The sequence below is a fragment of the Bifidobacterium lemurum genome (genome assembly GCF_014898175.1).
Lineage (GTDB): Bacteria > Actinomycetota > Actinomycetes > Actinomycetales > Bifidobacteriaceae > Bifidobacterium > Bifidobacterium lemurum.
Map to the genome: position 1 here is coordinate 1,822,893 of NZ_CP062948.1, position 25,771 is coordinate 1,848,663.

General features: G+C 63.2%; 23 protein-coding genes. 19 read left to right on the forward strand and 4 right to left on the reverse strand.

Features of this window, described 5'->3' with window-relative positions:
• The first annotated feature begins 382 nt into the window (after positions 1-382).
• Positions 383-1,807 carry an ABC transporter substrate-binding protein gene (locus BL8807_RS06945; protein WP_072726633.1) on the forward strand — a complete coding sequence of 475 codons (1,425 nt, stop codon included), beginning with the start codon at positions 383-385 and terminating at the stop codon, positions 1,805-1,807.
• Between the two features lie 247 nt (positions 1,808-2,054).
• Positions 2,055-3,227, forward strand: a complete 1,173-nt coding sequence (locus BL8807_RS06950) for an ATP-binding protein (RefSeq protein ID WP_226847296.1) — start codon at positions 2,055-2,057, stop codon at positions 3,225-3,227.
• 21 nt (positions 3,228-3,248) lie between these two features.
• On the opposite strand, the gene BL8807_RS06955 is transcribed toward BL8807_RS06950, so the two are convergent.
• Entirely contained in the window at positions 3,249-4,013 is a 765-nt protein-coding gene (locus BL8807_RS06955; RefSeq protein ID WP_072726631.1) for a type III pantothenate kinase, read from the reverse strand.
• 290 nt (positions 4,014-4,303) lie between these two features.
• Here BL8807_RS06955 and BL8807_RS06960 point away from each other — a divergent pair, with 290 nt between their 5' ends.
• From BL8807_RS06960 to BL8807_RS07005, 10 genes are all read left to right on the forward strand, one after another.
• Positions 4,304-5,968, forward strand: coding sequence for an ABC transporter substrate-binding protein (locus BL8807_RS06960; RefSeq protein ID WP_072726630.1), 1,665 nt, complete (start codon positions 4,304-4,306; stop codon positions 5,966-5,968).
• 139 nt (positions 5,969-6,107) lie between these two features.
• Entirely contained in the window at positions 6,108-7,082 is a 975-nt protein-coding gene (locus tag BL8807_RS06965; RefSeq protein ID WP_072726629.1) for an ABC transporter permease, read from the forward strand.
• A gap of 128 nt (positions 7,083-7,210) precedes the next feature.
• Positions 7,211-8,074 carry an ABC transporter permease gene (locus BL8807_RS06970; protein WP_072726628.1) on the forward strand — a complete coding sequence of 288 codons (864 nt, stop codon included), beginning with the start codon at positions 7,211-7,213 and terminating at the stop codon, positions 8,072-8,074.
• The gene (locus BL8807_RS06975) at positions 8,064-8,888 is read left to right on the forward strand and encodes an ATP-binding cassette domain-containing protein (protein ID WP_072726627.1); all 825 of its coding nucleotides are present in this window, start codon (positions 8,064-8,066) and stop codon (positions 8,886-8,888) included. The genes BL8807_RS06970 and BL8807_RS06975 overlap by 11 nt, the downstream gene beginning before the upstream one ends.
• Positions 8,885-9,760, forward strand: a complete 876-nt coding sequence (locus BL8807_RS06980) for an ABC transporter ATP-binding protein (RefSeq protein WP_370737555.1) — start codon at positions 8,885-8,887, stop codon at positions 9,758-9,760. The genes BL8807_RS06975 and BL8807_RS06980 overlap by 4 nt, the downstream gene beginning before the upstream one ends.
• Before the next feature lie 362 nt (positions 9,761-10,122).
• On the forward strand, positions 10,123-10,494 hold the full coding sequence (locus BL8807_RS06985; protein WP_072726647.1) for a GntR family transcriptional regulator: 372 nt from the start codon (positions 10,123-10,125) through the stop codon (positions 10,492-10,494).
• Positions 10,495-10,507: 13 nt separating this feature from the next.
• Positions 10,508-11,410, forward strand: a complete 903-nt coding sequence (locus BL8807_RS06990) for an ATP-binding cassette domain-containing protein (RefSeq protein ID WP_072726625.1) — start codon at positions 10,508-10,510, stop codon at positions 11,408-11,410.
• A gap of 1 nt (position 11,411) precedes the next feature.
• Positions 11,412-12,323, forward strand: coding sequence for a hypothetical protein (locus tag BL8807_RS06995; RefSeq protein ID WP_072726624.1), 912 nt, complete (start codon positions 11,412-11,414; stop codon positions 12,321-12,323).
• 403 nt (positions 12,324-12,726) lie between these two features.
• Positions 12,727-13,749, forward strand: coding sequence for a pyridoxal-phosphate dependent enzyme (locus BL8807_RS07000; protein WP_072726623.1), 1,023 nt, complete (start codon positions 12,727-12,729; stop codon positions 13,747-13,749).
• A 279-nt stretch (positions 13,750-14,028) separates the two neighbouring features.
• Positions 14,029-15,213, forward strand: a complete 1,185-nt coding sequence (locus BL8807_RS07005; RefSeq protein ID WP_072726622.1) for a cystathionine gamma-synthase — start codon at positions 14,029-14,031, stop codon at positions 15,211-15,213.
• Between the two features lie 201 nt (positions 15,214-15,414).
• Here the strand turns inward: BL8807_RS07005 and BL8807_RS07010 are convergent, their stop codons facing one another.
• From BL8807_RS07010 to BL8807_RS07020, 3 genes are read right to left on the reverse strand one after another with little or no spacing between them, the layout of a single operon-like run.
• Positions 15,415-16,974, reverse strand: coding sequence for an ABC-2 transporter permease (locus BL8807_RS07010; RefSeq protein ID WP_072726621.1), 1,560 nt, complete (start codon positions 16,972-16,974; stop codon positions 15,415-15,417).
• 40 nt (positions 16,975-17,014) lie between these two features.
• Entirely contained in the window at positions 17,015-17,962 is a 948-nt protein-coding gene (locus BL8807_RS07015) for an ABC transporter ATP-binding protein (protein ID WP_072726620.1), read from the reverse strand.
• Positions 17,946-18,887 carry an ABC transporter ATP-binding protein gene (locus tag BL8807_RS07020; RefSeq protein ID WP_072726619.1) on the reverse strand — a complete coding sequence of 314 codons (942 nt, stop codon included), beginning with the start codon at positions 18,885-18,887 and terminating at the stop codon, positions 17,946-17,948. The genes BL8807_RS07015 and BL8807_RS07020 overlap by 17 nt, the downstream gene beginning before the upstream one ends.
• Before the next feature lie 187 nt (positions 18,888-19,074).
• Between BL8807_RS07020 and BL8807_RS07025 the strand changes: the two genes are divergently transcribed.
• The 7 genes from BL8807_RS07025 (at position 19,075) to hxlB (ending at position 25,522) form a co-directional block, all read left to right on the forward strand.
• Positions 19,075-19,710, forward strand: coding sequence for a TetR/AcrR family transcriptional regulator C-terminal domain-containing protein (locus BL8807_RS07025; protein ID WP_072726618.1), 636 nt, complete (start codon positions 19,075-19,077; stop codon positions 19,708-19,710).
• Between the two features lie 25 nt (positions 19,711-19,735).
• Positions 19,736-20,854 (forward strand): LacI family DNA-binding transcriptional regulator, encoded by a 1,119-nt coding sequence (locus BL8807_RS07030; protein ID WP_072726617.1) that lies wholly within the window; start codon positions 19,736-19,738, stop codon positions 20,852-20,854.
• Positions 20,855-21,068: 214 nt separating this feature from the next.
• Positions 21,069-22,394 (forward strand): gluconate:proton symporter, encoded by a 1,326-nt coding sequence (locus tag BL8807_RS07035; RefSeq protein ID WP_072726616.1) that lies wholly within the window; start codon positions 21,069-21,071, stop codon positions 22,392-22,394.
• A gap of 153 nt (positions 22,395-22,547) precedes the next feature.
• Positions 22,548-23,297 carry a sugar phosphate isomerase/epimerase family protein gene (locus BL8807_RS07040; RefSeq protein WP_072726615.1) on the forward strand — a complete coding sequence of 250 codons (750 nt, stop codon included), beginning with the start codon at positions 22,548-22,550 and terminating at the stop codon, positions 23,295-23,297.
• A 73-nt stretch (positions 23,298-23,370) separates the two neighbouring features.
• A complete protein-coding gene (locus tag BL8807_RS07045; protein WP_072726614.1) occupies positions 23,371-24,339 on the forward strand; it encodes a sugar kinase in 969 nt (322 codons plus the stop codon).
• Complete coding sequence (locus BL8807_RS07050; protein ID WP_072726613.1) at positions 24,336-24,947, forward strand: orotidine 5'-phosphate decarboxylase / HUMPS family protein; 612 nt, start codon at positions 24,336-24,338, stop codon at positions 24,945-24,947. Before BL8807_RS07045 ends, BL8807_RS07050 begins: the two co-directional genes overlap by 4 nt.
• Positions 24,944-25,522 (forward strand): 6-phospho-3-hexuloisomerase, encoded by a 579-nt coding sequence (hxlB, locus tag BL8807_RS07055; RefSeq protein WP_072726612.1) that lies wholly within the window; start codon positions 24,944-24,946, stop codon positions 25,520-25,522. Before BL8807_RS07050 ends, hxlB begins: the two co-directional genes overlap by 4 nt.
• The last annotated feature ends 249 nt before the right edge of the window (positions 25,523-25,771 follow it).

Consider the following 25,771-nt stretch of genomic DNA (forward strand, 5'->3'; position numbering starts at 1 on the left):
GACTCCGCTTTGCTCCGCTCGGAATGACATGTACGGTGCTTGCTTTCGGGAATGCGTGGTTCGCGTCGTGTTGTTGTGAGAACGGCTTCGTGATGCCGGGCTGGTTGAGCGGTTCCGGGGTTCGCTATTGGAAAGCGGCCGTTATTCCCGTCGCACCTGCGCATCAAGGTCCGGAAAAGTGTGGAATAGGCGGTGTTCAAGGTTCATAAAAGTGTGTGATTCACCCTTATCAAGGCTCATAAAAATGTAAAAAACAGTGGTCGCAAGGCTATGAAAAGTGCGTATAAGGGTAATCGAAGCTTTCGGATGCCGCATGCGCGGATTGATGTGGAACGAATCGGAAGTCAGAGGCCGGCCCGGGCCACCGGGTAGACTCGAGGGCATGCGCATTATCGGACGGAGACTCAAACGATTGGCCACGACGCTCGCCGCCGTCACGCTCGCCGTCTGCCTTGCGGGCTGCGGGGCCGCGTCCGCGGTCGACAACCGCACCGTGATCAACGTGTGGTCATGGGAGCCGAGCATGGCGGCCGTGGTCGAACAGTTTGAGGCGGCGAATCCCGACATCCGCGTGGAGCTCACCGACATCAGCGGCTACGACAACCTCAACACGGCCATCCAGGACGGCTACGGCACCCCCGACGTGGTGCAGCTGGAATATTTCGCCCTGCGCCAATACGCGGTGTCCGGCCAATTGCTCGACATCACCGACCGCGTCACCTCCGGATACTCCGAATTCTTCACGCCGGGCACCTGGTCGTCCGTGCAGCTCGCCGACCGCGTGTACGGACTGCCCATGGACTCCGGCCCCATGGCGTTCTTCTACAACAAAGACGTGTTCGATCAGGCCGGCGTGGACGCCGAACAGATTAAAACCTGGGACGACTTCTACGAGGCGGCCAAAAAACTCAAGGCGATCGGCGTGTACATCGCCGCCGACGCGGGCGACGCCAGCTTCTACGACGCGATGATCTGGCTGGCGGGCGGACAGCCCTTCCGCACCTCCACGGACGGCAAAACCGTGACCATCGACCTGGAGAACGACCCGGGCGTGCAGGCGTTCACCGAGTTCTGGCAGAAGATGATCGACGAGGACCTGATCGACACGCGCTCGCAGATCTGGTCCGATGACTGGCAGGAAGGCATCGGCGACGGCACCATCGCCTCCGTGTTCTCCGGCGCGTGGATGCCCTCGCTGCTGCTCGCCGACGTGCCCGGCACCGCGGGCCTATGGCGCGTGACCCAGATGCCCACGCCGGACGGCCAGCCAGCCAACGCCGAGAACGGCGGCTCCGCGCTGGCGGTGCTGCAGCTGACCCGCAAACCCGACGCGGCGTTCCGCTTCGTGGAATTCGTCACCCACAGCACCGAAGGCATCTCCACGCGCGTGGACGGCGGCGCCTTCCCCGCGGACAACGCCACCCTGAACAGCCGTGACTTTTTGAGCAGAACCACCATCCGCGACTCGCGCGGCGTCGACGTGGCCTACTTCGGCGGGCAACGGTTCAACGAGGTGCTGGCGCAGGCGGCGGAGAACGTCTCCACCGACTACCAGTATCTGCCGTTCGAGGTGTACGCGCGCAGCGACTTCAGATCCACCGTGGGGCGGGCCTACCGCTGGTCGAGCTCCTATCACGCGTATCAGGCGCGTGAAAACGCCATCGAGCAGGGCCGGACGGACAGCCACGGCGATCCGCTGGAATCATTGGAGCACCCGGGAGAGAAGATCAGCCTCGCCGACGGCATCGCCCTCTGGCAGAAGGACCTGGAGGAATACGGATTCAACCAGGGCTTCACCATCCAATAAACGTAAGGTGATCCGTGTTGCCTGATCTGTCGATACCCACGGTACGGGCGTTCGGGAGGCGGGGCAATTCGATTGATGCGGCGAGCCGACTCGAGTCGGGGCGGTCGAACTGGCTTCACATCCCAAAAACGTTGAAATCACTAATGAATCTCAGTGCTATTTACAGATTATGGTGGTTTCTACTTATCAATTATGGTAATTCCTATTTATCAAATATGGTATTATCTACTTACAGATTATGGGCACAATGGCTGGAGGGGCGATGATACCTCGAATATTGGCAGATCGCGCGAAACAGCTTTCCGAATGGTTCCCCGTGGTTTCGGTCACAGGCCCCAGACAGAGCGGAAAAACCACGCTGGTCAGAAGCGTGTTCAAGGATTACGAATACCTCAATCTCGAGGATCCCCAGTTGCGCACCGCCGCCTTGGAAGATCCAGTGGGTTTCATCCGGAATCGTTCCGGAAAGCTCGTCCTCGATGAGGTCCAGTATGTTCCCGATTTGTTTTCGATGATTCAAGTGGTGTCCGATGAACGTGGTGCGGTGGGGCAATATGTGCTGTCCGGCTCGCAGAATTTCCTGCTGCTCGACAGCATCACCCAATCGCTTGCCGGACGTGTGGGGCTGTTGAAGTTGCTGCCGTTGTCGTATGGGGAGACTCTGCGGGACTCGCCATCGCTTTCCTCCGACGACTTTATGCTGCGTGGCGGCTATCCGCGGTTGTACGACACGGGAATGCCATATGACGTGTTCTTCGACAATTACATCAACACCTACATCGAGCGTGATGTCGGAGAGTATCTAGATGTGCGTAATCTTACGGCTTTTCGTCGTTTTCTTGGTTTGTGTGCGTTGAATGCCGGCAATCTTGTCAATTACTCGAAACTGGCGAATGAACTTGAGGTCGCTGCGGCGACCGTTCGTTCATGGACGTCTGTTTTGGAATCTAGCTACATCACTTTCTCTTTGATGCCGTATGCGGCCAATATCCGCAAAAGGCTGACCAAGACCCCCAAATTGTATTTCTATGACACCGGATTGCTCTGCCATCTGCTGGGATATGATGCTCTTGAGGATTTGTTGGTGTCCCCGCATCTGGGCATGGTGTTCGAGAACCTGATCATTGCCGAAACCATGAAGAGGTATCTCAACCAGGGCCGGGAACCTCGACTCATGTTCTATCGAGACGACAGCAAGGTCGAAGTGGATCTTCTCGACTATACGGATATGCGTCACCCGCGGCTGGTCGAAATCAAGTCTGGTCAGACCTATCATGACCGTTTCGCGAAAAGCGTTGGCACTGTGGGCGCGCAACTCGGCATCCCGGAAGACGAACGGTATGTGGTGATACGTGTCGCCGACAGTTTCCAGTCGAAGGGCGTTCACGTGGTGAGCGCCGCCGATTGGCTGACAAGATAATCGGCGGCGGTGAAGCGCAGGCTAGGCGTTGCGGGTGTGGATGTGCTTCATGCCTTTGAAGATCAGGTCGGGATCGTACACGTCGATCACATCCGTATCGTCTTTGAACATGCGTCCCAAGCCGCCGGTGGCGATCACCTGGAACGGCTCGTCGATCTCCTCATGGAACTGGGCGATGATGCGTTCGATGCCGCCGAGCGTGCTGTAATACAGGCCGGCCTGCATGCAGTCGCGCGTGTTGGTGCCGAGGATGGAGGACGGGCGGGCGATCTCCACCTCGGGAAGCTGCGCGGTCTGCCCCCACAGCGCGGCGGCGGAGGACCGCACGCCTGTGGTGATGACTCCGCTGGTGATCGTGCCCTTGCCGTCCACGTAGATCAGTGTGGTCGCGGTGCCGAAATCCGCCACCAGGGCGGGGCCGCCGTAGGTGAAGTACGCGCCGGCGCATCCGGCCAGGATGTCCGCGCCCAGCGACTTGGGATCGTCGACGCGCACGTTGATGCCGGTTTTGATGCCGGGGCCGATGATCATCGGCTCGATTTTGAGGAATTTGACGATGCTCGCGCGGAAGGAGTACATCACCTTGGGCACCACCGAGCAGATGACCACATCGTCCACATCATTCGCGGAGTAGCCGCTCATCGCGAGGAATTCCGTAAGCATCAGGCCGTACTCGTCCGACGTGTGGTCGGCTTTGGTGGTGATGCGGTAGGTTCCGACGATCTCATCGCCTTCCAGGAATCCGAGGACGATGTTGGTGTTGCCGATATCGACTGCGACGAGCATGATTGCCTCCCTTGCTGATGCGATTATACGGGATGGGGTCGCACGGAGCGTTGCGAGACTCGCGGTCGTGCGAACATTCCGAACATGTCGCGAACAATCGCACATCGCCCGATTTGGCGAAATCGCAACGATTTCATCGAAAACGTGTTCGTTTGGACCCCGCGGGAGAATCGCACGAACGGAAACGGGAACGACGTTCGTGCGCTGCGCTATACTCATCCTTTGGTGGACGACCCTATTCGGGCGGACAACCAATCGAAAAACCAACGATAATTGCATAAGGAAGATCCATGTCTCACGATCATGGTGTGTACGGCGACGCCGACGCAACCGAAGAGCAGAAGACAAACCCCGCCACCGGCGCGAACGCCGTGGCCAGCACCGACGCGACCCTGGAGGGGCGCGCGAAATCATCGAACCAGCATCACGGGCCCAAGGCGTGGGTATGGGTGCTGATCGCCGTCGTCGCCGTCGTGGCGATCGTCATCGGCGCAACCATATTCGGCAGGAAATCCGACGATGCCGCGTCCGGCTCCGGGCAGACCGCGAGCACCGTGACCATCGGACTGAAACTCGCCCCCACCAATCTCGACATCCGCAACCAGTCCGGCTCCGCGCTCGACCAGCTGCTCATCGGCAATGTGTACGAGGGGCTGGTGGGACGCGACTCGGACAACCAGGTCGTGCCCGCCATCGCGAAAAGCTGGACGGTCTCCGACGACGGCCTGACCTACACCTTCGCCCTGAACGAGAACATGAGCTTCTCCAACGGCGACGCGCTCACCGCCGAGGACGTGGCCTGGTCGATCAACGAGCTCATCGACCAGCAGTACCATGACGCCGACTCGCTCGAAGGCGTGACCTCCGTGACCGACGACGGCGAGAACACCGTGGTCATCACGCTGGAGGCGCCGAATTCGAACCTGCTGTGGACCCTCACCGGGCGTCCCGGCCTTGTGTTCGACAAGGACGCCGACTACGACGCCAAAACCGAGGCCGTCGGCTCCGGCCCGTACACGGTGTCGAAATTCGTGGAGAACGATTCCGTCACGCTGACGGCCAACGAGAACTACTGGGGGGAGCACGCGGCCAAAACCCCGACCGTGGTCGTCAAATACTTCGCCGACGACAACGCCGCGGTGAACGCGCTCAAATCCGGCGATGTGCAGGTGCTCGCGCCGATCGTCGAGAACCTGGCCGAGCCTTTCGCCTCCGATTCCGAGCACTACACCGTGCAGACGGGCGACGGCACCGACAAATACGTGCTCGCCTTCAACTCGAAAGGCGAGAAGACCTCCGACCTGCGCGTGCGCCAGGCCATCCGCTACGCCATCGACCATGACGAGCTGATCGCCTCGCGCGGCGGGGCCGACAAGGCGCTCGGCGGGCCGATCCCCTCCCTCGACCCCGGCTACGAGGACTTGACCGACCTATATCCGCACGATGTGGACAAAGCCAAGGAACTGCTCGCCGAGGCCGGATACTCCACCGAGCATCCGCTGGAGCTCACCCTCACCTATGACGCGAGCACCTACGGCACCGAACTGGGCGACCAGCTGCGCTCGCAGCTCAAGCAGGTCGGCATCGAACTGACGGTGAACGTGGTGGAGTTCTCCACCTGGCTGCAGGATGTGTACACCAACCACGACTACGACCTGTCCCTGGTGAACCACAACGACAGCCACGACCTCTACCAGTGGGCCGACCCGGACTACTACTACGGCTACGACAACGCCGAAGTGCAGCGGCTGTACGCCGAAGGCGTGGCCGCCACCTCCGACGAGGAGAGCGACGCCAAATTCGCCGAGGCCGCTCGCATCGTCTCCGAGGACGCGCCCGCCGACTGGCTGTTCAACTTCCGCGTCACCACCGCCATGGCCAACGGCGTGGAGGGATTCCCGTTCAACATGAACCAGACCCTGCTGCCCCTGTACGACGTGACCTACACCGCGTGACCAGTGGCAGGGGATGCTTCGACTGCGCTACGCTCCGCTCAGCATGACGGAGTGGGGACGGTCCGTCCAACGGACGAGGGCGGGGCGATGGGTCCGCCCGATAGACAAGAGAGTGGCAATCACGTAAGGAGATGCCGATATGAGGTTCGTTCTTCGCCGTCTGCTGCTGTTCGCGGCGGCGTTGTTCGGCATCTCCGTGCTGGTGTTCGCCGCGCTGCGCGTCCTGCCGGGCGACGTCGCCTCCGTTATGGCGGGGGTCAACTCCTCTCCCGAACGGGTGGAGGCGCTGCGTGAACAGCTCGGTCTGAACAAACCGTTGGCCGTCCAGTACGTCGACTGGGCGGGTGCGCTGCTGCACGGCGACTTCGGCACGTCGATCCTGACCGGCCGCTCGATCACCACGCTGGTCGGCACGCGCGCCTCGATCACCTTTCCGCTGATCATCCTCGGACTGCTGGTGGCGTTGGCCATCGGACTGCCGCTCGGATGCGCGGCCGTGCTGGCGCGCTCGCCCCGCACACGCTCTGCGTTGCGCGTCGTGGCCGTCATCGGCGGTGCGATTCCGGCCCTGTGGGGCGGACTCCTGCTCATCCTGCTGTTCTCGCGCGGCTCCGGACTGTTGGGGATCTTCCCCTCGCAAGGCTTCCCCCAGGAGGGGTGGGGCTCCCCCGGAGAGGCGATCTGGTCGCTGATCCTGCCGGCCCTGTCGGTGGGCGTCATCGTGGGGGCGAGCATCATGCGCTACACGCGTTCCACATTGGAATCGTTGGCCTCGTCCGGCTACGTCGATATGGCCCGCGCCTGCGGCATGACCCGCACCCAGGCGGTGCTGCGCGTCGGGCTGCGGCTCGCGACCCCGCAGCTCGTGTCGGTGGTCGGACTGACGTTCGCCTCCATGGTCACCGGCGTGATGGTGATCGAAAACCTGTTCGCGCTGCCCGGCATCGGCAGCGGACTGGTCACCGACGTGGGCAACCGCGACCTCATCGCCGTGCAAAGCGAGCTGTTCCTGCTCGCCGCGTTCTTCCTGGGGGTCGGCCTGATCGTTGACCTGCTGCACCGTCTGCTCGACCCCCGTCTCAAATCCGCCGACGCCTCGGAGGTGAACCGATGAGCCGCAGCCCCCTATCATCCTCGAGACGGCATCCGTCGCCCTCGTCGCCCCGAACGGAGCGTTCGTCCCCGTCGTCCCCAAAGGGGAGCCCCGCCCTGACGTCCCAGACGCGGGACGGAATCGGGAGGATGATCGTCTCCCTTCTGCGTGCCGTCTGGCGCAAACCCGAAGGCCGGTTCTCGCTGGTCGTCCTCGCGCTGTGGATTCTCATCGCCCTCATCTCCCTGTTCTGGACCCCGCGATCCCTATGGGCGACCGACGGCTACAACGTGTGGGACAAACCCTCCGCCTCGCACTGGCTCGGCACCGACGGCACCGGCGCGGACGTGTTCAGCTGGCTGATGGCGGGCTCACGCACGAATCTGCTCATCGTCATCCTCACCGTCGCTTTCTCGGGCGCGTTCGGTCTGCTGTTGGTCACGCTGATGGTGTCGCGCAATTCCGCGCTCGCCAACACCTCCGTGGTGGTGGTCGACGCGCTCATCTCCATTCCCACCGTGCTGATCGCGTTGATTCTGGCCGTGCCGCTGGGCGCGTCCATTATGGTGATCGTGGTGGCCTGCGGATTCGGATATGGCTTGAACCTCGCGCGCGTGGCGCGGCCCGCGGCGCTGCTGGCCGCGCGGTCGAGCTATGTGGAGTCCGCGATGGCCAACGGCGCCTGCGGCATACGCGTGCTCGCGACCCATATCGTTCCCAATATCCTCCCCGTGCTGCTGGTGCAGTTGTCGCTGTCCGCGGGCACGGCGGTGCTGGCCGAAAGCGGACTGACCTACCTCGGCATAGGCGTGCCCTCGGGCGTGCCGAGCTGGGGTCATTCGCTGGCCACGTCGGTCAAATTCATCAATGTGTATCCGCTGACCGTATTGTGGCCGGGCCTGATCGTCACGGTGGTGGTCATCGCCCTGAACGTGTTCGGCGACGCGCTGCGCGACGCGTTGGAGGAGCGGTATGTCACGGCCGCGCAGGAGGAGGCGGAATATGGGCGTTGAGATTCGCGGTTTGAACATCGCCATCCAGGGCGCGCCGATCGTGCGCGACGTGGATCTGCGTGTCGGCGACGGCGAACGGGTCGGCCTGGTCGGCTCGTCGGGGTCGGGCAAATCGATGATCTCCAAGGCGATGCTGGGTCTGCTGCCGCCGCGCGCGCAGGTGTCCGGCCTGATTCGGATGGGGGACGCGGTCGTATGCGAGGGGGAGCGGTTCGCCGACGAGCGCGCGCTCGCGGACCTGCGTGGACGTTATGTGGGCACGGTGTTCCAGAATCCGGCCGCCTCCCTTAATCCGGTGATGACCGTCGCGCAGCAGGTGGAGCTGCCGCTCGCGTTGCATTACGATCTGAACCGCGCCGAACGTCGGGACCGTGCGATGGCGATGCTCGCCAAAGTCGGGCTTGACGCCGATTTGGCGCGCAAATTCCCCCACGAGCTCTCCGGCGGCCAGCAGCAGCGCGTGGGGCTTGCCACCGCGTTGGTCACCTCGCCGCGTCTGATCATCGCCGACGAGCCGACCACCGCGCTGGACTCCATCACCCAGCGTCAGATCGTCGATCTGCTGGTGTCGCTGGTCGACGACGCGGGCGCGTCCATGCTGTTCATCACCCATGATTTCTCGGTGTTGGCGCGCGCCACCACACGCTGCTATGTGCTCGACGAGGGGCGCGTCGCGGAATCCGGCGCGACCTCCGACCTGTTGGCCTCGCCGCGCACCGATGCGACGCGGCGGCTGGTCACTGCGGCGAGACGGCTCACATTATCCGGGAATCCGCTGCCGGGCCGATCCGCGGCGGCGAGTGGGGAGATCTGATGGACGGGACCAAGGCGATACTGCAAGGGCGGGGATTGAGTAAATCCTTCGGCCGCGGCGCCGCGCGCGAACAGGTGCTGTTCGACGTGGATATCGACGTGCGCGAGGGGGAGTGCCTCGCCGTCATCGGGGGTTCGGGATCCGGCAAATCCACGTTGACGCGTATTCTGCTCGGTCTGGAGACCGCGGACGCGGGTGTGGTGTGCTATGACGGGCTCGCGGTCAACTCCTCCCAATCGGTGGCCGATGCCGCGGTCGTGGATACGAATGTGGATTCCGGTGCAGCACGCGTCAAGCCGTCGTCATTGTCGGCCATGCGCAAATTGCCTGGATTCCAAGCGTTGCGGCGGGAGTCCGGACTGGTGTTCCAGGATCCGTTCGGATCGCTCGACCCGCATTGGAGCGTATGGCGTTCGGTGGCCGAACCGGTGATGCTGCGGCATAAGGATATGCCCCGCGAGGCGGTGTTGGAACGGGTGGATCAGGCGTTGCGCACCGTGGGGCTTGATCCGGCGGTGTTCGCCCGGCGGCATCCGGCGAATCTCTCCGGCGGACAGGCGCAACGCGTCGCCATCGCCCGCGCCATCGTCAACGAGCCCCGTGTGATTCTCGCGGACGAGCCGATGAGCGCCATCGATGTGGCGGCCCGTGTCCAGATTCTCGAGGCCTTCCGTGCGATCCGTCAGGCCAGGCCCGGTACCGCGCTGATTGTGGTGTCTCATGATCTGGGTGTAGTACAGCATCTGGCCGACCGCATCGTCGTGCTGCATGACGGTCGTGTCGAAGAGGTCGGCGAAACCGACGCCATGCTTGCCGATTCGCGGAACGCATACACGCGTCAGCTGATTGACGCGGCCTCGATGCGTTGGTGATAAGGGTATCTGCGTTACCGGTAGTGTTTTTGCGGCATTGCAAACATCGATCTGCGTTACCGGTAGTGCCAGTTTGCCGTTATCTCGCCTATGGGCCTTGATATTACGCCAAACATAGTGAGGTTCGCCGCGTTTGCACACTACCGGTAACGCAGATCGATGTTTGCAACACCGATTATCCACTACCGGTAGCGCAGATACGATGTGAGCCGTCCGTTGCGTATGCGCGTTGTCCCTTGATTCGGTTGATGTTCCCAAGTCTTTTGCGCTTGTGCGCGTATTGATATGTTGACAGCCCCTCATTTGAGTTATATGGTTAGTTACATAAGTAACTAACCAAAGAACTTGCCGGGGAGGTGGTCGTGCGATTCGACGACACCAGCGGCGAACCGCTGTTCAAACAGGTGGCGACCCAGCTCAACGAGGCCATCGTCGCCGGAACCTACCGGGAAGGCGAGCAGGTGCCCAGCACCACCGAGATCTCCTCCGCATATCGCATCAACCCGGCCACCGTGCTCAAAGGCATGAACCTGTTGGTCGACCAAGGATTGTTGGAGAAGCGACGGGGGCTGGGTATGTTCGTCGCCACAGGAGCCAGGGAAAAAGCCCGGGCGGCCATGCGCGAGGAATTCCTCACGAAACGCGTCGCCCAACTGGTGGCCGAGGCCAAACGGCTCGGCATCGGACCGGACGAGCTGTCCGAGCTGATCGAGAAGGGGTACCGTCAATCATGAAAGAGGGCGCAGCATGAGCCTCGTCATCACCAATCTGAGCAAAACATTCGACGGCGTGCCGGCGCTCGACCGCGTGAGCCTGGTGCTCAACGACGGCGTGATCTACGGGCTGTTCGGCCGCAACGGCGCGGGCAAATCCACGCTGATGGCCACCATCGCCAACCGGATCGTGCCCAGCGGCGGCGGCATCACCCTGGACGGCGCCAACGCGCTGGACAACGAGCGTGCGCAGGGGCGCGTCTATCTGGTCAATGAGACGCTGCCGTTCCTCATGGCCCATTCGCTCAAGTCGTTCTTCCGCAATGAAGAGCGGTTCTACGGTGGCTTCGACTGGACACTGGCCACACGCATGCTGGTCGCGTTCGACATCGACCCCGCCTCGAAATACGGTGGCCTCTCGCTCGGCTCGCGCATGATCGTGCGTTTGGTCGCCGCGTTATGCGTGCCCGTCGACGTGCTGCTGCTCGACGAGCCGGTGCTCGGCCTCGACGCGGTCAACCGCGAGCTGTTCTACCGGTTCCTGCTGGAGGCATACGCCGAACGTCCGCGCACCATCGTCATCTCCACGCATATCATCGACGAGATCGCGCATGTCATCGAACATGCGATCATCCTTGAAGAAGGTCAGGTGTTCGACGATTTCGCAATGGACCGCGTGGCGAGGCGCGCCGCCGAGCTCACCGGGCCCGCCGATGTGGTGGAGGCGTACGCGGCCGGCAACTGGCTGCTGGTGATGCGGCGGCAGTCGCTGGGAGCGATGGTCGCGCTGACGGTCAAAGGCGAGGTGGACGCCGCCGACCTGCCGGAGGGAGTCACGGCGCGTCCGCTCGGATTGCAGGAGTATTGCGTCCATCTCACCTCCTCCTATGCCCAGGCGGCCGCCGAACGGAACCGTCGTGATGGAATCGAGGTCTGATATGGTGCGTAAAACTTGGATGTTCAGTCGTCAATGGCGCGCGTCCCTGCACAAACACGGCTTGTTCGCGCTGGTGTTCGCCGCGGGCCTGCTGGCGGTGATCGCCTTCGACGCGATCGCATGGTGGCAGCGTTTGTCTTGGGACGAATCCTGGAGTACCGACGTGTTGGAGACGCAAGTCTTGGTCTGCCTGTTTCTGGCGGCCGCGGCATGGGCGGTGCTGGGCGTCGACCCGCTGCTCTGCCATGGCGTGTCCCGACGGACGATCGTTTGGGAGCAAAGCGTTGCGAACGCCGCATTGGCGTTGTGCGCCACGGTTATGGTCTATGTGCCATGGGCGATTACGCGCGCGTTGCAGACCCCGTTGCAGTTGACGTTGGGTTCCGAGCGGTTCCTCTACACGTATTCGCTGGCCATCGTGGAATCCCCGACTTCGGATGGTGGATTTCAAGGCGTCTCCGGTGAGGAGATGGTCGCGGGCGCGATTCCGCCGACCGGTCTGCCTGACGAATATGTGCCTCGTGTGCTGCCGCTCGGCATGCTGTTCGTGTTCCTCGCGGTGTTCGTTCTGATGCTGGGCGTCGCGATGGCGGGACAGCTGGCCGGTGCCGTATTGGCGAAGGCCAGATCCCACGGCGTCGTGTGGTTCGCGGTGGTCGTGTCCGCGATCGTCGCGGTCGCAGGGGGATTCCGGGAATCCCTCATTCCGGGTCGGCCGCAGTGGCTGTGGGACGCTCTCAAAGGCGGCGTCGGACTGTCGCCGGACGACGACGCCTCGGTGTATGTGGACAAGCCGGTCGTATGGATTCCGTTGGCCTTGGTCGTGGTATTCGCGGCGCTGGTCGTATGGGTCACGTGGATGCTCACCAAGCGGCGCGAGGTCATGCCGGTTCCGAAAGGCGCGGTCGTCTGAGACGTCCCGGCATGTCCATTATGCGGAAAGGGGCGGCGCGCCGACGCCGCCCCTTATGCTATGGTCATGAACCATGCAGTTCATCTCATGTTGTTGTCGCTGACCGACGCCCCTAGGCGAGCGGTTGACGACGCATAACTTGAGATAGAACCTTCTTCGCGGCGATCAGGCCGCGGTCCTCGTTTTCCTTCTCTTCCCGGAAAAATTCGACGCATAGCTTCGCGAGGAACATCACAACGAATACGCGTGGGTTCGTGGCATACGCCCGAACGCGAACGCAGATACCGCAACGGTTCTTCTCAACGGTTCAACTGCCGAGCACTGTTCACCTGGAGACGTCGGTCATACACCAGAACACCAGTCACCATCCCGAACAGTCAGCCCAGCAGAAGGAACCCCAGCCATGACCATCGCCGACTCCACCGCCGACCTGATCGGCAACACCCCACTCGTCAAGCTTCGCCACCTGCCCCAAGCGGCCGGCGTCAAGGCCACCATCGTCGTCAAAATCGAATACATGAATCCGGGCGGCTCCTCGAAGGACCGCATCGCCGAACGCATCATCGACGCGGCCGAACGCTCCGGACAACTCAAGCCCGGCGGCGTGATCGTCGAACCCACCTCGGGCAACACCGGCGTGGGGCTGGCCATGGTGGCCCAGCAGCGCGGCTACCGCGCGATCTTCGTCGTGCAAGACAAAGTCAGCGAATCGAAGCGCGCGGTGCTGCGCGCCTATGGAGCCGAGGTCGTCGTGGCCCCCACCGATGTGGAGCCGGATGATCCGCGCTCCTACTACCGCGTCTCCGACCGTCTCGCCGCCGCCATCCCCGGCGCGTTCAAACCCAACCAGTACGACAATCCCAACGGTCCGGCCAGCCACTACGCCACCACCGGTCCGGAGATCTGGCGGGCCAGCGAAGGCAAGGTCACACATTTCGTGGCCGGCATCGGCACCGGCGGCACCATCTCCGGCACCGGCCGCTACCTCAAGGAGGCGTCGAACGGCGCGGTGAAGGTGATCGGCGCCGATCCGGAAGGCTCCATCTACTCCAATCCCGACGATGTGCACCAGTACAAAATCGAAGGCGTGGGCGAGGATTTCTACCCCAAGGCCTTCGACCGAAACATCACCGACAGCATCGTGCAGATCGGCGACGCCGAGGCCTTCGAGACGACCCGGCGTCTCGCCGCCGAGGAGGGACTGCTGGTCGGCGGATCGTCCGGCATGGCCGTGGCCGCCGCCATCAAGTACGCGCGAGACAACGACCTCGACGAGAGCCAGACCGTCGTGGTGCTCGCGCCCGACTCCGGCCGCAGCTACCTCGACAAGATCTTCAACGACGAATGGATGCGCGCCAACGGCTTCGCCGACGTGGTGGAACGCACCACCCGCCCCTCGATCGCCGAGCGGTATCTGGCGAATTAAGGGAATGCCAACGATGTTCGTATCGTCACAACACGCGTTTTCGAGTTTGGTGTGGCCGTGTACGGGCGGTCGGTATGAGCGGAGAAACGGAACCGCGGAATTCCGCCGGTCTCTCGTTTGAGAAAACGTCGGCAACGCTCAGGATCGCGATTTGCGCACACCAAACTCGATTGACGCCCCAAACGCGTTTCGTCGACAAGCCAAGACCGTTCAAAAACAACACATAGCCAGCGAAAACACGCACAATAGAGAACATTTCAGCGTAAAGGAACCAAGCATATGACCACCGCAACCTTCGACTTCGCCGATTCCGCCGCCTTCGCCACCGCCACGCGCGCCATCCACGCCGGTCAGGAGCCTGATCCGGCCACCGGTGCCGTGGTGACGCCGATCTATATGACCTCCACCTATAAGCAGGATGCCGTCGGCGCGCCGCGCAACGGCTACGATTACAGCCGTTCCGTGAATCCGACCCGCGACTCCTTCGACGCGCAGCTCGCCGCCGTGGAGGGCGCGCGCTACGCATTGAGCTTCTCGTCCGGCCTGGCCGCCATCGACGTGTTGCTGCGCTCCACATTGCGCCCCGGCGACAACATCCTGCTCGGCAACGACGTGTACGGCGGCACCTACCGTCTGCTTGCCAAAGTGTTCGTGCCGTGGGGGATCGGCCTCGACGTGGTGGACGTGACCGACACGGCCGCGGTGGCCGCCGCGATGGAGGCCAAGGAGTACCGCTACCTGTGGGTGGAGACGCCGAGCAATCCGCTGCTCAACATCACCGACATCGCCGCGGTCTCCGCCGTCGCGCACGAGCATGGCGTCAAGGTCGCGGTCGACAACACCTTCGCCTCGCCCGCCCTGCAACATCCGCTTGAGGACGGCGCCGACGTGGTGGTGTATTCGACCACCAAATACATCGGCGGCCACTCCGACGTGGTCGGCGGCGCGGTGGCGCTCAACGACGAGGAGACGCGCGAAAAGATCGCCTTCCTGCAGAACGCCGCCGGTGCGGTGCCCTCGCCTTTCGACTCCTGGCTCGACATCCGCGGGCTCAAAACCCTCGACCTGCGCGTGCGGCGGCATAGCGAGAACGCGTTGGCGATCGCGCGCTGGCTGGAGGGGCGGCCCGAGATCGAACGCGTCTGGTATCCGGGCTTGGAATCGCATCCGGGGCATGAGGTCGCCGCGCGCCAGATGCACGGCGGATTCGGCGGCATGATCTCCGTGCAGGTCAAGGGCGGGCTTGAGGCGGCGAAACGCTTCGCCGAAGCTACAAGGATCTTTACGCTGGCCGAATCGCTGGGAGGTGTGGAAAGCCTGATCGAGCATCCGGGCGCCATGACCCACGCCTCGGTGTCCGGCACCACGCTTGAAGTGCCGGAGAATCTGGTGCGTCTGTCCGTCGGCATCGAAGGCGTCGATGATCTCATCGCCGATCTGGAGCAGGCATTGCGCGTGCTGTGAGGCGCATGCAAGATGCCGCCCGCCGATAGGGGAGTCGGCGGGCGGCATATGCGGTTGTGGAGGGCGGCCGCGCGGTCGCCGGTCGGGGCGGCGCGGCCGTGGCCTCATGAGGTTGTGATTCCGCTGTGCGTGGGGAGTGCGGTGGAATCACAGTGAGGGTCAGTGGAATCACAGCGGTATCACTGTGACATCACTGTGGCATCACAGCGGCAGGTCCTTCTTGCAGAAGATCGCGCAGCCGGCGGCGTAGAGCGTCACGGCGATGCCCGCCAGCGCGCACAATCCCGGCGCGAAGTTGTCCATCGCCACGATCTTCTCCGTGTCGAACAGGGTGTTGATCGTGAAGTACTTGAGGTTCTCCAGCGACTCACCCATCTGCGTGATCACCTCGATCAGGAAGAAGGCGAACGGCAGGCCGCCGCCCAACGCCATCGCCGTCTTCGAACGGTTGAACACGCAGCTGGCGAAGAAGCCGATGGCGGAGATCGCCAGCAACAGCAGGAAGCAGCCGAAGTTCAGCCAAGCGTAGGCCTCGTTGTCGAAGCTGATGCCGTTATCCTCGGACAAGGCGGCGCTGGCCATCGACTGGTTGATGAGTGTGGTGAGCTGCTCGGCGGGCACGCCGGTCGCGGCGCTGGCCGCGTCCAGGGCCTTCTGGTCCTTCATCAGGATCAGATTGTCGCTTAAGGTGGCGGTGTTGGTGTCGAGCGCCTCGGCGGAGGCCATCAACGCAACCTGCATGATGTCGGACGGTTCGGTCAGGGTGAGCGTCGTCGCGTCGGTGAGGGCCGCGGCTTCGGCGCCGGTCGCGGCGATTGCGTCATCTGAGGACGAGGAGGAATCGGCGTTGGCGGTGCTGTCGGCCGCGGCTTCGGCATCGGCCGCCTCATCCGCGGACGCGTCCTGCTCGTCGACGATCTGCTGGATGTAGTCGCGGTATTCGATCAGCGTCATGCCCTTTGGCTCCGCACCCGCCTTCAGCGCGTCGTCGTCATCGAGCATCAGCGAAGGATCGGCCTCCAGCTCCTCCTTGGTGATCTCGATCTCGTCGTTGTCCGGGCGGTCGTCGCCGGTCACGTCCTTGTACTGGTCGAAGCGGTTCTTGGTGAGCTCCTTGGCGGCGGCCTTATAGGCGTTGTCGTCCATCTTCATATCGAGGTACGCCAGATAGGAGTCCTCGTCCAGATCGCGCGCGTCGGCGCCCACCGACAGCGCCTCGGCGTCGTCCTTGATGACGTACAGATGCGTGCGCACGTAATCCTCGTCCTTGTTCATGGATTTGGCCGCCACGGACACGTCGTCGGTGATCGCGGTATCGGACACGGCGCCCCAGCGCAGCTCCGTGATGGCGTAGCCCGAACCGGCGATCACGCCCATCATCAGCGCGAGCGAGACGATGAGATACGTCATTTTGGTGATGACCACGCTGCTGCGGCGGATCGGCGTGGACAGCGTGTAGGCCATCGAGCCGGAGTCCACCTCCTCCACGACCAGGCTGTTAGAGGTGAGGTACACGAACACGAGCCCGAGCAGCACGGCGATCATCGAATAGTACGTCTCCAGCGTGCCGAGCAGCGATCCGAGATTCTCGGTCACGCCGGACAGCGCGGTGCCCTCGGCGGCGCTGGCGATGGCCGAGAACGCGGTCGGGTCGAAGGTGCAGATGATCAGCGCCAGGAACGCCACGGCCGCGGCGGTGAACACCGCCCACATCTTGCCGTTGCTTTTCAGGCATTGTTTGAGGATCGACTTGTTGATCATGATGGGATTGGTCTCCTTGAAACTATGGGTGGAAGGTGGGTTACCGGAGTGCGTCGGTCGTGTCGGTGCCGTCGGCGTCGTCGGCCTTGCCGGCCTCCTCGGCCTCGAACACGGTGAGGACGTATTCCTCCAGCGAATGCTTGATCTCCTTGAACCAGAGCACGTCGAACTCCATCAGCGCGTTCAGCAGCAGGGCGATGTCGCCGTCGTCGACGCCGAAGGTGATCTGCAGCCGTTCGGGGCGCTCCTCGGCCAGTTCGAATCCAAGGGCGCGGGCCCTCTCGTATTCCTCGCGCGTGGCGAATTCGACGCGGAACTCCTTGTGATGGTTGTGGCGGATCTCGTTGACGTCCTTCACGTCGGCGATATGGCCGTCCTTGATCAGCGCCACGCGGTCGCAGCTGCGTTCCATCTCGCCGAAGATATGGCTGGACATGAACACCGTGCAACCCGCCTTGAGCCGCTCGTCGAGCAGTTCGAGGAAGCGGTCGCGCATCAGCGGGTCGAGTCCGGTGGTGGGCTCGTCCATGATGAGGATGTCCGGCTTGGCCATGAACGCGGCGGCCAGCGCGGTCTTCTGCTTCATGCCCTTGCTCATCGCCTTGAGCCCGGCCGTGGGGTCGAGCTGCAGGGCGTCGCACACATAGTCGCGGTAGGCCCGGTCGTGCGTGCGGGCGCGCTCCATCTGCAGGTCGAGGAAGTCGTTGCCGGTTCCCACGGCGGGGAAGGCGATCTCGCCGGGAACGTAGCCGACCGACCGTTTGATCTCGCAGGCGTCACGCCAGCAGTCGCGTCCGCGGATGGCCGCCGTGCCGGAGTCGGGTTTCAAAAAGCCCATGAGATGGCGGATGGTGGTGGTTTTGCCCGCGCCGTTGATGCCGGCGAATCCGAAGCATTCGCCGTCTTGCACGTCCAGCGACACGTCGAAGACGCCGCGGCCCGCGCCGTAGTCGTGGGTGAGGTTTCGGATCTCAATGCACGAGGCCATGAGCCATGCCCTCCTTTCCTTCCTCGACGGATTTCTTGCGGTCGTAGAACGCCATGAAATAGTCCTCCAATGTGAATTTGACCTCGGTGAGGAACACGAGTTGGCGGCGGCCCATCTGGGCGAAGAACTCGCGGTCGCGGTCATCGGTGAAGCGCACGCGCACCTGCCGGCGTTCGGGGCGCGCGGAATCGACGGTGAGGGTCGTCTCGGCGAGGAAGCGCTCGTATTCCTCGTCGGTGGTGAACTCCGCCTCGAACACCTTCTCGTCGTTGTGCCGCAGCTCGTCGGCCACCACGGTGGAGACCAGATGGCCGTCCTTGATGATGGCGATGCGGTCGCAGGTGGCGTCGACCTCGGAGAAGATGTGGCTGGAGAGCAGGATGGTTTTGCCCCGGCGTTTCTCGTCGGCCACGAATTCGATGAACCGCTCCTGCATGATCGGGTCGAGTCCGCTGGTGGGCTCGTCGAGCACCAGCACGTCCGGGTCGTGCATGAAGGCCGCGACGATGGCGAGTTTGCGCTTCTGGCCCAGGCTCATGCGTGCGATCTCGCCGTTTGGGTTCACCCGGAAGCGTTCGATGAGCTCGTCGGTGCGCGCGCGGTCGGGCACATGGCGCAGCTCGGCCATATAGTCGATGAACTGCGTGCCGGTCATGCCCGAGGGGAACTCCAATTCGCCCGGCAGATAGCCGAGCGAGCGTTTGATGGTCGCCGCCTCGCGCCAACTGTCCCGTCCCTGCACCCGGATGGTGCCCTCCTGCGGTTTCGAGAAGCCCATGATATGCCGGATGGTGGTGGTTTTGCCCGCGCCGTTGGGGCCGAGGAATCCGAACACCTCGCCCTGTTCGACGGCGAACGAGACGTCGAACACGCCACGGTTGAACCCGTAGTCCTTGGTGAGATGACTCACTTCGATGATGTCCACGAAACGCTTGCCTCCTTTTGTCTAGTTGACGACGATTGATTGATAATCGACGTAAGATTGATAATCAACACTTGTCGATGAACGAGAGTACAAATGAAGGCATGAGGACTGCAATACGCAACATGCGTCAGTTGTGGACTAAACGACATAGCAAGAAAACTGTCGAGTAACCGTCGAAGGAGCGAGTATGACCGTGGCGAAAAGCGAAACCCGCGACCGCAGGGCGCGGCGCACGCGCAAGGCGATCGACGAGGCGTTCCTCTCGTTGATGCGGCAGAAGGGATTCGAACGCATCACGGTGGGCGAGGTGGCCGAACGCGCGGATATCAACCGAGCCACCTTCTACCTGCATTACGTGGACAAATACGATTGGATGAACGCCTACGTGGACGGGCTGTTCGAGGAGCTGGCCGAGGAGATGGGCCGGCCCGACGTGCCGATCGACGAACTGCAGCAGTCGCAGACGCTGGAGCGGCTGTTCGCCCATCTGGACCGGCATTTCGACACCTACGCGTTGCTGCTGTCGAACGGCGGCGGCGATCTGCTGCAAAGGCGGCTCAAGCCGATGATCCTGACGCTGATGCGCGAGATGCCGGCCACCGACCAATTGCAGGCCTCCCCATTGGAGACGGAGTTCATGGCGCAGCTCATCGCGTCCTCGGCGGCGGGGCTGATCGTGTGGTGGGTGCAGAACAACCGGCCCATCTCCGCCCATCAGGTGGCCGGCGCGCTGATGAAGGTGCATCGCTTCGTCACCACGATGAAACCGGATGGCGACGGCGACGCGTCTATCATGGAAGACGAACACGTGATAAACCGATAAACCGACATCGCACGCAGGGGGCGCAATGAAACGAGACTCCGGACGCAAACAGCCGAGCATGGGGGATGTGGCGGCCGCGGTCGGAGTGTCGAAAACCACGATCTCGCGCTACCTGCACGGCGAGTACGGGTATATGTCCGACGAGACGAAAGCCAGGATCGAGACGGCCATCAAGGAGCTCGGCTATCGGCCGAACCGGATGGCGCAGGGGCTGAAATCCACCGTGAGCAACATGGTGGGCGTGACGATCGCCGACATCGGCAATCCGTTCAGCTCGCAGATGCTCAAGGGCATCCAGCAGGAGCTGCGCGCGCGCGACATCCAGCTGCTGGTCAGCGACTCGAACAACGATCCGGCGATCGAACGCGCGAACATCGAGGCGCTGCTCGACGCGCAGGTGGACGGGCTGATCGTGAACACGGTGGGGGGCAACGACGCGTACCTCACGGCCTACTGCACCGGCGGCGAGCCCAAGCCGATGGTGATGCTCGACCGTTTCGTGCGGCCGATGGTATGCGATTGCGTGGCGACCAACAACCATGAGGCCACGGTCGAGATGCTCGACCACGTGGCCGCGCGGGGCTTCTCCCACGTGGTGTTCGTGACCCGTTCCGACCGGGGCGTCAGCACCCGTTCCATCCGTCGCGAGGCGGTGGAGCGCTATCTGGCCGGGCATGGCGCGTCGGTGAATGGCGCGTCGGACGATGGCGGGCTAAGCGGCGAGGTGCTGGTGTACGACGGTGGAATCGACGACCTGCGCGCGCGTCTGGCCGCCGTGGTGGGGGAGCGCGGGGCCGGGCGCGTCTGCCTGTTCGCCAACAACGAGGAGAGCATGCGCGATGTGATGGAGGCGATGCCTGAGCTCGATGGCGAGCGTGGGCGGATCGGCGTGTGCGCCTTCGCCGACGAGCGATGGGCCCGTTACAGCGGCGAGGGCATCACCTGTCTCGACCAGCAGCCGGTGCTGATGGGGCGGACCGTGGCCAAGGCGTTGCTGGCGCGAACCTGTGGCGGCGGCGATGCCGAGGACGCCATCCTCGAAGAGGGCGCCGCGGATGGCATCGTCGTGGCCGCACGGAACGACGGCCACCTCCTGTTTGAAGTGCCCGCGCAACTTCATATCCACGCCTCCACTATGAGATAGTGGTTCCGGTTGATAACCAACGCGCCTTCGGGCGCGTTTTTTGTTGCCGTTGTTGGCGACACGCCGTGAATTCCATATTTTCAGCTTCGATGTATCCTATGTTTATCGGTTTACGAAACCGATAAACTAAATCGGTCAACACGAACGGTCAACGTAATCCGACCGATCGGCACTGGAAAATAGAGTCACCACCTGCTCAAGGAGGAGCGAGAACATGATTATGTGGATCATGGGCATCCTGCTCATTGCTTCCTTCGCCTGCTTCGTGATCTACGCGATGCGCGGCGGCAACCTCACCGTCGGGTTCTTCATCCTGACCATCGTTTGGACGCTGATCTACTTCATGGGCGTGCCGTTCGGCGTCGGCGAATCCTTCGACGTGATCGAGGAGACCTTCGCCCAACCGGCCCTGACCTACGGCCCGACCATCATCCAGATCATCTGCGGCGCATGGTTCGGCCGCGTGCTCGTGGACACCGGCATCGCCGCCTCCATCTCGTACCGCACCGCCAAGGTCGGCGAGAAAAGCCCGATACTGGCCACCATCGCCGTGGCCCTCGTCACCTGCCTGATTTTCACCAGCGCCTACGGCGTCGGTTCCGCCATCGCCATCGGCGTGATCCTCTTCCCGATCCTCGGCCGTCTCGGCGTGCCCAAGCGCGTCTCCGTGCCCGTGTTCACCCTCTCCATCGGCGCGGCCATGTGGATCAACAACGTGATGTTCGTGCAGTTCGCCGCCTTCTACCAGGGATACGAATCCCCGGACGGACAGGTGATCGAATGGGGCAACCACTATCTGAGCTTCGGCATCCCCGCCATGATCGTGCAGATGACCGGCGTCATCATCTTCATCCTCATCAACTCCAAAGCCATCAAGAACGGCACCCCGTACGAGGTGGGCGATCCCGCCGACCGCCCGACCGACATCCCCGACGTGCCGGTGTGGACCTACGTGCTGCCGGTCGTGCCCGTGGCCCTGAGCATCCTCTTCCAGTGGGATTCCGTGCCCGCGCTGTTCCTCGCCTCCATCATCGCCTTCCTCGGCACCGGCTACATGAAGACCTACAAGGGCTTCGTCGAGATCCTCAACTCCACCGCCAAAACCGCCATCGGCGACATCGGCAGCCTGATCATCATGCTGCTCGTGCTGCGCTTCTTCCAGCAGACCGCCGTCACCGTCATGGCCGATTTCGGCCCGGCCCTCACCTCCATCGTGCCCAACAACGAGTTCATTCTCGCGCTCGCCGTGTGCATCCTCGCCCCGCTGGCGCTGTTCCGCGGGCCCCTGGAGCTCTACGGCGCGGGCTCCGCGGTGATCGGCATCCTCATGGGCATGGGCGTCTTCAACGCCTGGTTCCTCTTCGCGATGCTCGTGGTGCCCTCGATGACCTGCATCTCCGCCTGCGTCACCCAGTCGTGGAATATGTGGGCCGTCAACTACAACGAACTCGAGCCGAAGACCTTCCTCAAGAACGGCGTGCCGGTCTACTGGCTGTGCAGCTTCCCGATCATGGGACTCGCCTCCCTGCTGCTGTTCTAAACCATCCCCCTCGGACGGGCGGCCGACATACGGTCCGCCGCCCGCCACCCGGCCCCGTCATCCGGTCCAACCATCGACCCACCTGAGCGGTCCCCGAACGCGCGCGGACCGCCGCCTCCACCAAGCAAACCCTCAGTCCATAAGGAGCCCGCCATGACCACCATCGGCATCAACACCCTTGTTTATATGAACGAACTGCAGTCCGGCACCCCGCAGTCCGCCATTCTCCCCACCATCGCCGGCCACGGCGTCACGCTCGCCGAAGTGCGCCGCGAATACATCGCCGACGACGCCGAATTCGACGCCATCGCCGCGGCGGCCCGCGAACATGGCCTCGAGCTGTTCTACTCCGTGCCCGAATCCATCACCATCGACGGCGCGGCGCACCCCGGCTTCGCGGGATTCCTCGACGAAGCGAGGCGCATGGGCGTCAGGAACGTGAAGTTCAACCAAGGCGACGTCAAAGACGTGGACGCCTCCGTGATCGCCGGACTCGACGCCGAAGCCGCCGCACGCGGCGTGAGCCTGACCATCGAGAACGACCAGACCCCCGAGAACGGCACCCTCGCCTGCACCACCGCCTCGCTCGCGCATATCGAACAGGTCGGCGGCAAAATCGGCTACACCTTCGATCTGGGCAACTGGTTCTGGCGCGGCGAGGATCCGGACGAGGCGTTCGGCCGGCTGCGAGAGCGGATCACCGTGTTCCATCTGAAGAACGTGAACGGCGCCGCGAACCGCGAGGAGCTGAGCACCACCATGCTTCAGGACGGCGTCATCGACTGGCGGGCGATGCTCCCGCAGTTGGGGCCCGACGTGCCGGTGTTCCTCGAATTCCCCATCGAGGCCGACCGTGTGGCCGAGCAGGTGGCCGAGCTGCGCGCGGTCGTCGACGCGCGGTGACGCCTCTCCGACTCATCCGGTAATTCATCCCAGTAATCGCACACACCAGAACATTCAAGAAGGAAGCAGCATCATGAGCGAAGTGATGACGATCGGCGAGCCGATGGTGAACCTCATCGCCGACTCCGACGAAACCTATATGGAAGCCCGCACCCTGCCCCGCCAGATGGCCGGCGCCGAATTCAACGTGGCCATCGGCGTGAACCGCCAGGGCCACTCCATCAGCTACGTCACCCAACTGGGCGATGACTGGCAGGGCGACCTGATCATCGACTATATGAACGACTCCGGCATCGACACGGCGAACATCCGCCGCGTCTCCGGCGCCGCCACCGGATTCCAGCTCAAACTGCCCTCGGAGACCGATTCCAAGGTGATCTACTTCCGCGCCGGTTCCGCCGCCTCGCAGACCACCCCCGACATCGTGGACGGCATCGACTTCGCGGGACTGAAGATCCTGCACGTCACCGGCATCTTCTCCGCCCTGACCCCCCGAACCTACGACACGGTGAGCGCTCTTGTGGACGCGGCCCGCGCGCATGGCGTGACCGTCACCTTCGACCCGAACCCCCGCCCCACCCTGTGGCCGAGCCAGGAGGCCATGATCGAGGCGACCAACCGTCTCGCCGCCAAATGCGACGTGTTCATGCCGGGCCTGTCCGAGGGGCAGCTGTTCGCCGGTCTCGACGATCCGCGCGCCATTGCCGACTTCTACCTCGACATGGGTGTCAAGAAGGTTATCATCAAACTGGGCGACAGCGGCTCCGCCTCCTTCGAGCGCGACGCGAACGGCGAGCGCGTAGAAACCGTGGTGCCGAGCTTCGAGGTCGAGGTGGTCGACACGGTGGGCGCCGGTGACGGCTTCGCCTCCGGCGTGATCACCGCGCTGCTCGAAGGCCTGGACGACGAGCGTCTGCTGGAGCGCGCCAACGCCGTGGGCGCCATTCAGGTCACGAGCGTCTCTGACTCCGAAGGCCTGCCCACGGCCGAAGAGCTGGAACGGTTCATCGCCACCACCGACCGCAAGGAGGTCACGCTGTGAAACTGCAAGTCGCCATCGACCGTGTGGATATGGAACGCGCGCGGGAACTCGTCGAGCGGATCGCCGGCGAGGCCGATATCATCGAGATCGGCACCTCGCTCACCAAGGAGTTCGGCGTGCGCGCCCTCGAGCCGCTCACCCGCAAGGCCACATTGCTGGGCGACATCAAAACCTGCGACGAGGGCAAATACGAATTCGACCTTGGATTCGCATGCGGTTTCAAGTATCTGACCGTCATGGGCTCGTCATCGATGGGCACGCTCGAGGCGTGCGCCGCCTCCGCCGCCGAGCATGACGGCGTGATGATGGTCGACCTGCTCGAATGCGACGAGGCGCGCATCGAGAAGATCGCCGTGTTCCCCGACGCCGTCTACTGCCTGCACACTTCGGTCGACTCCGGCGCCACCAAGGATCCCGTCGCCCAGGTGCGGGCGTTCAAACGGCGCTTCCCGCAGATCGCGCGCATCGCCATCGCCGGAGGCATCAAACAGAACCAACTTTCCGCGCTCGCCGCGGAAGGCCTCGACATCGTCATCATGGGGTCGGCCATCACCAAAGCCGACGACATTCAAGCAGCATGCCGCGCATGCAAGGAGGAAATGCAATGACCAACACCGACAACACCGCAGCCAACGCCAACGAGCCGCGCATCCTCGACCAGATCGTCGAGGAGATCCAGGGCGTCGTCGCCAAAATGGACGAGGGCGACCTCAAAGCCGCGACCGACGTCATCACCAGGAACAGCCGCGTCTACGCCGCCGGCGAGGGCCGCTCCGGCTTCCAGGCGCGCAGCTTCGCCATGCGCCTGATGCATATCGGCTACACCAGCTACATGATGGGCGAAACCATCTGTCCCTCCATGCATGAGGGCGACGTGTTGCTGGCCATCTCCGGCTCCGGCACCACCCGCCGCACGGTCGAGGACGCCGAAGCCGCGAAGAAGCTGGGCGTGAAGGTCATCGCGGTCACCTCCAAGCCCGCCTCGCCGCTGGGCGAGGCCGCCGACGCGGTCATCGTGGTGCCCGGCCGCGTCAAGGGCGAGGCCGGCGGCTCCATCCAGCTGCTGAGCTCCCTGTTCGACCAGAGCGTTCATATCGCGCTCGACGCGCTATGCCTGATGCTGTCGCGTCGCGACAACGTCTCCGACGCCGACGCCGAAGCCCAGCACGCCAACGTGGAGTGAGGCAAATAACCAGTTGGCACTTGAGGCCTCCAGTTGGCACCCGATTATTGGGATCGAAGTCGACGATAGAGAAGGATCGGCGGAATAACGCCAACGATATATCGTCGGCTCGAAAGTCGGGTGCCAACTGGAGGCCTCAAGTGCCAACTGGCTGACAGGCGTATATTGGCGAGGTGCGATTCATCGCCGCATGCGGCCGAATCGCGCGCCATGAACGTGGACGATCCGGCGTCAGAGGCGGACCGGCCG

Bases quoted from the DNA above. Each gene is read 5' to 3' on its own strand.
- BL8807_RS06995 (WP_072726624.1), top strand. From the start codon at position 11,412: ATGGTGCGTAAAACTTGGATGTTCAGTCGTCAATGGCGCGCGTCCCTG.
- BL8807_RS07030 (WP_072726617.1), top strand. From the start codon at position 19,736: ATGAAACGAGACTCCGGACGCAAACAGCCGAGCATGGGGGATGTGGCG.
- BL8807_RS07025 (WP_072726618.1), top strand. From the start codon at position 19,075: ATGACCGTGGCGAAAAGCGAAACCCGCGACCGCAGGGCGCGGCGCACG.
- BL8807_RS07005 (WP_072726622.1), top strand. From the start codon at position 14,029: ATGACCACCGCAACCTTCGACTTCGCCGATTCCGCCGCCTTCGCCACC.
- BL8807_RS07040 (WP_072726615.1), top strand. From the start codon at position 22,548: ATGACCACCATCGGCATCAACACCCTTGTTTATATGAACGAACTGCAG.
- hxlB (WP_072726612.1), top strand. From the start codon at position 24,944: ATGACCAACACCGACAACACCGCAGCCAACGCCAACGAGCCGCGCATC.
- BL8807_RS06965 (WP_072726629.1), top strand. From the start codon at position 6,108: ATGAGGTTCGTTCTTCGCCGTCTGCTGCTGTTCGCGGCGGCGTTGTTC.
- BL8807_RS07035 (WP_072726616.1), top strand. From the start codon at position 21,069: ATGATTATGTGGATCATGGGCATCCTGCTCATTGCTTCCTTCGCCTGC.
- BL8807_RS06955 (WP_072726631.1), bottom strand. From the start codon at position 4,013: ATGCTCGTCGCAGTCGATATCGGCAACACCAACATCGTCCTCGGATTC.
- BL8807_RS07015 (WP_072726620.1), bottom strand. From the start codon at position 17,962: ATGGCCTCGTGCATTGAGATCCGAAACCTCACCCACGACTACGGCGCG.
- BL8807_RS06950 (WP_226847296.1), top strand. From the start codon at position 2,055: ATGGCTGGAGGGGCGATGATACCTCGAATATTGGCAGATCGCGCGAAA.
- BL8807_RS06970 (WP_072726628.1), top strand. From the start codon at position 7,211: ATGATCGTCTCCCTTCTGCGTGCCGTCTGGCGCAAACCCGAAGGCCGG.
- BL8807_RS07045 (WP_072726614.1), top strand. From the start codon at position 23,371: ATGAGCGAAGTGATGACGATCGGCGAGCCGATGGTGAACCTCATCGCC.
- BL8807_RS06960 (WP_072726630.1), top strand. From the start codon at position 4,304: ATGTCTCACGATCATGGTGTGTACGGCGACGCCGACGCAACCGAAGAG.
- BL8807_RS06990 (WP_072726625.1), top strand. From the start codon at position 10,508: ATGAGCCTCGTCATCACCAATCTGAGCAAAACATTCGACGGCGTGCCG.
- BL8807_RS06975 (WP_072726627.1), top strand. From the start codon at position 8,064: ATGGGCGTTGAGATTCGCGGTTTGAACATCGCCATCCAGGGCGCGCCG.
- BL8807_RS07000 (WP_072726623.1), top strand. From the start codon at position 12,727: ATGACCATCGCCGACTCCACCGCCGACCTGATCGGCAACACCCCACTC.
- BL8807_RS07010 (WP_072726621.1), bottom strand. From the start codon at position 16,974: ATGATCAACAAGTCGATCCTCAAACAATGCCTGAAAAGCAACGGCAAG.
- BL8807_RS06945 (WP_072726633.1), top strand. From the start codon at position 383: ATGCGCATTATCGGACGGAGACTCAAACGATTGGCCACGACGCTCGCC.